Origin of the sequence: Bradyrhizobium jicamae (assembly GCF_001440395.1) — a bacterium.
Lineage (GTDB): Bacteria > Pseudomonadota > Alphaproteobacteria > Rhizobiales > Xanthobacteraceae > Bradyrhizobium > Bradyrhizobium jicamae.
Genome location: NZ_LLXZ01000234.1, coordinates 53,474 through 60,233, shown reverse-complemented (window position 1 = coordinate 60,233; position 6,760 = coordinate 53,474). Strand labels below are relative to the sequence as shown.

Genomic DNA, 6,760 nt, shown 5'->3' with positions numbered 1-6,760 from the left:
GTCAGCGTCGCCCTCACCAGCGCTGGCCGCCGCCAAGAAGCCGCCAGCGCCGCCGAAACGGCCGTCCACGGCGGCGCCGGTCCAGCTCGCGCCGTCGGGGTCGGGGACCGCCGACAATGAGCAGTGATCTCCACAGGGAGTGATCTTTTCAAAGCGCACACGGGCCGCTACATCGGCGGGATCATGCCGCTTCATCTCATCAAGCTTGCCGTTGGCTGCGAGTCGGTCAAAGAACTCAAAGGGTGGGTTGCCGAACGCATGGCAACCGCCAGGAAAAAGGGCCTGCCGCTCCGTCACGTCCACGTCACGCGGATGACGCCGAAGCGCGACGGCGAGATCATCGCCGGCGGCTCGCTCTATTGGGTGATCAAGGGCGAAATCGCCGCGCGCGAAAAGATCATCGCGATCGAGCCGTTCCGCGACAAGGACGGCATCGGACGGTGCCGCCTGGTGATGCAGCCCAAGGTATTTGCGGTCTTGCCGCGACCGATGCGTCCGTTCCAGGGCTGGCGCTACCTGACCGAGGACGCAGCACCCCCGGACCTCACCAAATCCTCCGCCGCCAGCATGGCCGCAATGCCGGAACCGATGCGGCGCGAATTGCGCGATCTGGGGCTGCTCTGAGCCGGTCGGTTCTCTCGGCCTACACCCCGATATTATCGATCAGGCGTGTCGTGCCGAGCTTCGCGGCGACGAGAATCCGCACCGGTCCTTCCTTGACCGACGCAATCGGCGCCAGCGTTGCGGCGTGCCGGGCCTCGAAATAGTCCAGCGCGAAGCCGGCGGCGGTGATCAGGTCGCGGCCGGCTGCCATCGCGGCCGCGAAATCCTCGCCGGCCTTCAGCCGCTTGGCGCTTTCCTTCATGGCGCGATAGAGCGTCGGCGCGGTCTGCCGTTCCTCCGCCGACAGGTAGACGTTGCGCGAGGACATCGCGAGCCCGTCGCGCTCACGCACGGTGCGTGAGCCTATCACCTTGACGCCGAGGTCGAGATCGACAGCCATCTGGGTCACCACCCTCAATTGCTGAAAATCCTTCTCGCCGAAGATCGCAACGTCAGGCCGGCATTGGGTGAACAGCTTGCCGACCACGGTGGCGACGCCGCCGAAGAAGTGCGGCCGGAAACGATCCTCGAGGCCCGCGGTGGCTGGACCCTCCGGCACGATCCTGGTGGCGAAGCCTTCCGGGTACATCGCCTTGACGTCCGGATTCCAGATCAGGTCGACCTTCTCGGCGGTCAGCTTGGCGAGGTCGGCCTTCCAGGTGCGCGGATACGAACCGAAATCCTCTGAAGGCGCGAACTGAGTCGGGTTGACGAAGATCGAGACGACGACTTTCTGGGCGCGTTGCCTGGCGAGCCGCACCAGCGACACATGCCCGTCATGGAGCGCACCCATGGTCGGCACCAGCGCGACGGCGGCCTTGCGGGCGCGCAACGCCTCGACGGCGCGGCGCAATGCAGGAACGGTACGGACGACCATGGGACTTCGCGACATCGGGCCTCGATCTTTTGCTGCTTGCGACGGGGTGAGGGGGCTGGCGGCTCCACGCCGTTTGGCGGGCGCGCCGACCTTATAAGGCCCGAGCTTTGCCGCCAAGGTTGCTCGGGAATGGCAAGGCTGCGGCAGCTCAATGCCAAAGTCGGACGCGTGCGCCCGCCGGTTGAAAAGTTGATGGGCTGATCGCGGCACCGGAACGAAATCCGCACCGTCGGGATTCATGATTAAGACACACCGCGAGTGATTTGAATGCGTCGTCGCGCATTTCACTTGACGGGCAGTCGTGCGTGATTTGAAGATATCTCGTGCGGGGGTTGAGTCATGTTGCTTCAGGCGAGCCAGGGACAATTCGGGTCGGCGCATGTCGTCGTGCTCGGCAATGAGAAGGGCGGTTCCGGAAAATCAACCACCGCCCTGCACATCGCCGTTGCCCTGATGAAGGCCGGGCAGCGCGTCGCCACCATCGATCTCGACTGTCGCCAGAAGAGTTTCACCCGCTACATCGCCAACCGGAGCGCGTGGGCGCGCCGCACCGGTCTCGATCTCGAAATCCCCGTGCATTACTGCATCAAGCTCGGCGAGACGATGCAGATCGCCGACAATGAAAACTCCGAGTTCCAGCAGTTCGCCGAGGCGGTCGGCACGGTCGAGCGTGCTTTCGATTTCATCGTCATCGATACGCCGGGTTCGGACTCGTATCTGATGCGGCTGGCGCATTCGATGGCCGACACGCTGGTGACCCCGATCAACGACAGCTTCCTCGATTTCGACGTGCTCGGCACCGTCGATCCCGCCACCTATTCGGTGACCGGCGAGAGCCACTATGCGGAAATGGTCCGCGACACCAGGCGCAAGCGCCGGCAACTCGACGGCGCCAGTACCGACTGGATCGTGGTGCGCAACCGCCTGTCGATGATCGGCTCCCGTAACAAGCAGCTCGTCGCCGACAGCCTGAAAGACCTCTCGATGCGGCTCGGCTTCCGTTCCATCGACGGGTTTGCCGAGCGGGTGGTCTATCGCGAATTCTTCCCGCGCGGACTGACGGCCCTCGACGACATCGACGAGGCCACGCTCGGCACCCGGCCCAGCATGGGCCATGTCACGGCGCGCGAGGAAGTGACCAGCCTGTTGCGCCAGCTCAAGCTGCCGCTCGACGCGCGCGGCCGCCGCCGTGCGGCCAACCGCGCCGAATGGTTCACCCAGGTCGACAAGCCGCTCGAAGTCCACGACATCATTGGAGACATCCTCAGCGCCTGACCGCCATCGACAGCCGGCCTGGCCTATCGCGGTTGGATACCGTCATCCCGAACGGGCCGCCGCCACCGGGCATGAGCATCCCGACGCGGCCCATCAGCACAGCACCACCCGCCCCAAGCGGCGGGCACAGCCTGGGTGGAAAGCCCATGATGTCAGCGGCGTCGCGGCAGGACTAAAATCCTTGACCCATCCCAAGGGGGCCGGCGCAAACTGGAGTATGCGAGCTTTCGGGCCAACGACGACCCGGCCCTGAAGCTCGCTTTGCGAATTGCCGGTACTTTTACACCTGCGGAGGTAACGGGTTCCGTTTCAGGAACAATCCCTATCTTTCCGCGTTTTCACTAGACTTTTATCCAACCTTCGAACCAAAGCTTGATGGGAGACAACGTAAGGAAAAGCGGTCAAATTTCCGGGAACTGAGCGGCTGCACAATGGATAGGTGCATCGCACAATGATCAGGCGCTCGGTACACAACATTTGGCCTTTATGTCACGCCATCGTGACATATATCATCGAGAAGGGACCGAAGAGTCTCAAACAGGGTTGGGCCCTTAGCGGGGCGCGAGGACGAATATGAAACGTGGAATTCTCGTTCTGCTTTCACTCTCCGTGCTGGTCGCTGTCGCGTATTTCACCGCGAGCAAGTGGGCGATCCGGCATGAGACGATCGCATTCCACGATCCCAACCGCGACAATCGCCTGGTTGCGGTCAACATCGCCGTCCGCCGCGACAAGGAAATGCAGGCCAATGCCGGCTTGATCAAGCTGCCGGTAGCGATCCTCAATCACGGCAACACCGTCAAGCACACCGAGTATTCATTCCTGTCGAACGTGTTCGCCTGGCGCGGCTATCTTGCGGTCAGCCCGCAGCACGATCTGCCGACCGACCCGCCGATGGTGACCAAGGTCGGTGAGCCTTATGTCGGCCGCCTGCCGCAGATTCAGCGCGGCGTTGCCAACATCCATTTCGCCATTCATGAAATGAAGAAACTCCAGCCCAACGCCGACTACGAGAAGGTGACGATGGTCGGCCACTCCATGGGCGGCGACATCTCGATGTATTTCGCCAAGGAGTTTCCCGACGAGATCAAGAAGGTCGTGACCCTGGACAATCTGCGCGTGCCGTTCCTGACCGACGGCAAGTTCAAGATCCTGTCGTTCCGCTCCCAGGATACGCATTTCAAGGCGGACCCCGGCGTCGTGCCTGATGACGAGCAGTGCGAGCAGGCCGGTATCACGGTGGTGAACACCGGCTTCCAGCACAATGACATGCGCGATACCGGGCCCGACGCGGCCAAGTCTTCGATCGAGAAGATGCTCGACAAGTTCCTGGAAGATTCCGACAAGAGTGCCGTGTTGAAGCCTGTGCCGACAAAGGTGCCGGACGTCCTCAGCAGCAGCCCGGGACCGGTGCCGCTCTCCACCCCGCTGGCCAGCAATTCGCCGCCGAAGAACAAGCCGGTTACGAACTAGGCGACGACCGCCACCGCGCATTTGCGGCTGCGTCACGAGCCGGCGCATTGACCCGCCATAGGCGCCATCCCACATAAAGCCTGCTGCTTACCTGCGAGCGCTCATGACCGGCGAACCGATCAAGCCGAAATCGGCAGGCGAGGTTGACTCGGCAAAGGCCGAGGCGCGCAAGGGCGGCCCGTTACCTGAGAAGCCATCGGCATCGGAAGACATCGCCGCCTTCGTGGCGAAGGCGCGCGCGATGTCGCCGCACCGCACCGGCGCCCGGGGCAGGCTGGTGTTCGCGCTCGACGCCACCATGAGCCGGCAGCCGACCTGGGACATGGCCTGCGCGCTGCAGGCCGACATGTTTCGCGAGGCGGCTTCACTCGGCAGCCTCGACATCAGGCTGGTCTATTACCGCGGCTTCAACGAATGCCGCGCGACGGGGTGGATCTCCGATTCCGCGCAACTGGCGAAACTGATGAGCAAGATCAACTGCCAGGGCGGCAATACCCAGATCGGCAAGGTGCTGTCGGAGGCGCGGCGCGAGGCGGTGGCGTCCGCCGTGCGCGCGGTCGTATTCGTCGGTGACGCCATGGAGGAGCAGGTCGACGATCTATGCGCCAAGGCCGGCGAGTTGGGCCTGCTCAAGGTACCCGTGTTCATGTTCCAGGAAGGCCACGACCCCACCGCCGAACAGGCGTTCCGCGAGATTGCGCGGCTCACCGGCGGGGCATGGTGCAAGTTCGATCCCGGCGCCGCAGCGCAGTTGCGCGAACTCCTGCGCGCCGCCGCGGCCTACGCCGCCGGCGGCCGCGAGGCGCTGCTGCGGCTGTCGAAAACCACCGGAGGCGCCGCCGCGCTTATCGGCCAGATGAAGTGATTACGACTTTGGTCGTCGCCGCGCCGGGCGCATGCTTTTCGGCGCCGGTGCCGCTATATTAGAGCCATGCCTACCCTGATTGCCGGCGTTGTCGCCGTTGTCGTTCTGTATTTGCTGCTGCAGATGTTTCGTGCAGCGAACCCCGTCGTGCTTGCGCGCACGATCAAGATTGTGGGCGGCGTGGTGGCGCTGGCGGTCGCGGCCTTCACCGGTCTGCGCGGCGAACTGGCGGTTGCCATTCCGCTCGGCATCTTCGGCGCAGGGCTACTCGGCTGGTCGCCGTTCGGCCCCGGTGGCTTCAGCAATATCGGCGGGATCTTCGGCGGCGGCGCGCAGCGTTCGTCAGGACAGGCCTCGCGCGTCCGCTCGCAGTTCATCGAGATGACGCTCGATCACGACAGCGGTGATTTGTCGGGACGGATCGTGGACGGGCCGAATGCCGGCCGCTCGCTCGGCGAATTCGACCTGCCGCAGTTGATCGCGATGATGGCGGCGTTCGACGCCGAGAGCGTCGCCTTACTTGAAAGCTATCTTGACCGCCGGTTTCCCGCTTGGCGTCAGAACGCGCAGGGCGATACGGCAGGGGGGCAACGCCGCGCGGCGGCGAGCGGAAAAATGACGGACGAGGAAGCCTATCAGATCCTTGGCCTGCAGCCGGGGGCGGGGCGTGACGACATCAGCCGGGCGCACCGCGCCCTGATGAAGAAACTGCATCCCGATCAGGGGGGCTCGACGTACCTCGCTGCCCGCGTAAACGAGGCCAAGGATACCCTTCTTCGCACGCATCTCTAGCTAACTCCGGCTCACGCCACCGACGCTACAAACCGAGAGTTGCCTGCCTGCCATTCTCTGACTGACGCCCCACATCGCCCGCCGTTGTCCGGCGTGGTCGATCGTCTCTTGCAGGGAAACTTAACCGTAAATTCTTGACGAGAAGTTTTCGCGGAGAGCATTGCGCCTGATCGTGCAAGCGCCGTTGCGACTGTGCTGCGAAAACAACAAAGCCGGCGCTTGCGGCGCCGGCTTTGCCAATTTCAATGAAACGTCCGGTTCAGTTGCGAACGGTCATGCAGGAGATGTCGGCGCGCTTGAGGGCCTTGCACACCGCTTCGGCCTGATCACGATCGAGACCGGCGAAGCGGGCGCGGTAGAGCGTGCGGTTGTCCTTGGACACGGTCGTCTCAGTAAAGGGATCGGCCTTGCTGAGCAGCGCGCTGGCCTTGGTGCGGGCGAGATCGATCCGCTGCTTGGCTTCGCTTTCGCTTTCGAGTGCTCCGACCTGGACGATCCAGCCGGTGCGGACCACGGCGGGCGCGGCCGGCTTGACGGCCTCGTTCTGTTGCGCGGCCTGCGGCTGGGCACGGGGCGCGGGATCGGCATAGGCCATCGTCTGCGCATGCGAGCCCTGCGGCGGGGGCTGTGTCAGGCTGGAAGCGGGCAATACGCCGAGCACGCCGTTGCCGGTGCCGTGGCCGGCCGGCTGTTGCGGCATGGCTGCCCTGAGAGCTTCCTTGGCAGCTTCGACCTTGCTCTCTGCGGCCTTTGCGACGACGGCGCTGGAGGTCTCGGCGACTTCGGGGCGGGTCGGGATCGCGTTGGTGACCGGCGGCGCAGCGGGCTGCGAGGGGCCGGCCGATGCCAGCTTCATCGGCCCGGCCTTGACCTGA

Annotated in this window: 7 protein-coding genes; 5 read left to right on the top strand and 2 right to left on the bottom strand. The window is 64.2% G+C overall.

What is annotated here, in order from left to right; translation table 11 throughout:
• Positions 1-183: 183 nt before the first annotated feature.
• Entirely contained in the window at positions 184-624 is a 441-nt protein-coding gene (locus CQ12_RS41245; protein ID WP_057840958.1) for a DUF1489 family protein, read from the top strand.
• 19 nt (positions 625-643) lie between these two features.
• Here the strand turns inward: CQ12_RS41245 and panC are convergent, their stop codons facing one another.
• Complete coding sequence (panC, locus tag CQ12_RS41240) at positions 644-1,495, bottom strand: pantoate--beta-alanine ligase (RefSeq protein ID WP_057840951.1); 852 nt, start codon at positions 1,493-1,495, stop codon at positions 644-646.
• 324 nt (positions 1,496-1,819) lie between these two features.
• On the opposite strand from panC, the gene CQ12_RS41235 reads away from it, so the two are divergent.
• The 4 genes from CQ12_RS41235 (at position 1,820) to CQ12_RS41220 (ending at position 5,885) form a co-directional block, all read left to right on the top strand.
• Positions 1,820-2,755, top strand: a complete 936-nt coding sequence (locus CQ12_RS41235; protein WP_057840950.1) for a division plane positioning ATPase MipZ — start codon at positions 1,820-1,822, stop codon at positions 2,753-2,755.
• Between the two features lie 573 nt (positions 2,756-3,328).
• On the top strand, positions 3,329-4,228 hold the full coding sequence (locus CQ12_RS41230; RefSeq protein WP_057840949.1) for an alpha/beta fold hydrolase: 900 nt from the start codon (positions 3,329-3,331) through the stop codon (positions 4,226-4,228).
• A 103-nt stretch (positions 4,229-4,331) separates the two neighbouring features.
• Complete coding sequence (locus CQ12_RS41225; RefSeq protein WP_057840948.1) at positions 4,332-5,093, top strand: hypothetical protein; 762 nt, start codon at positions 4,332-4,334, stop codon at positions 5,091-5,093.
• Positions 5,094-5,159: 66 nt separating this feature from the next.
• The gene (locus CQ12_RS41220; RefSeq protein WP_057840947.1) at positions 5,160-5,885 is read left to right on the top strand and encodes a DnaJ domain-containing protein; all 726 of its coding nucleotides are present in this window, start codon (positions 5,160-5,162) and stop codon (positions 5,883-5,885) included.
• 259 nt (positions 5,886-6,144) lie between these two features.
• Here CQ12_RS41220 and CQ12_RS47170 read toward each other — a convergent pair.
• A partial coding sequence (locus CQ12_RS47170; protein ID WP_245310366.1) for an SPOR domain-containing protein occupies positions 6,145-6,760 on the bottom strand: 616 nt, incomplete at its 5' end.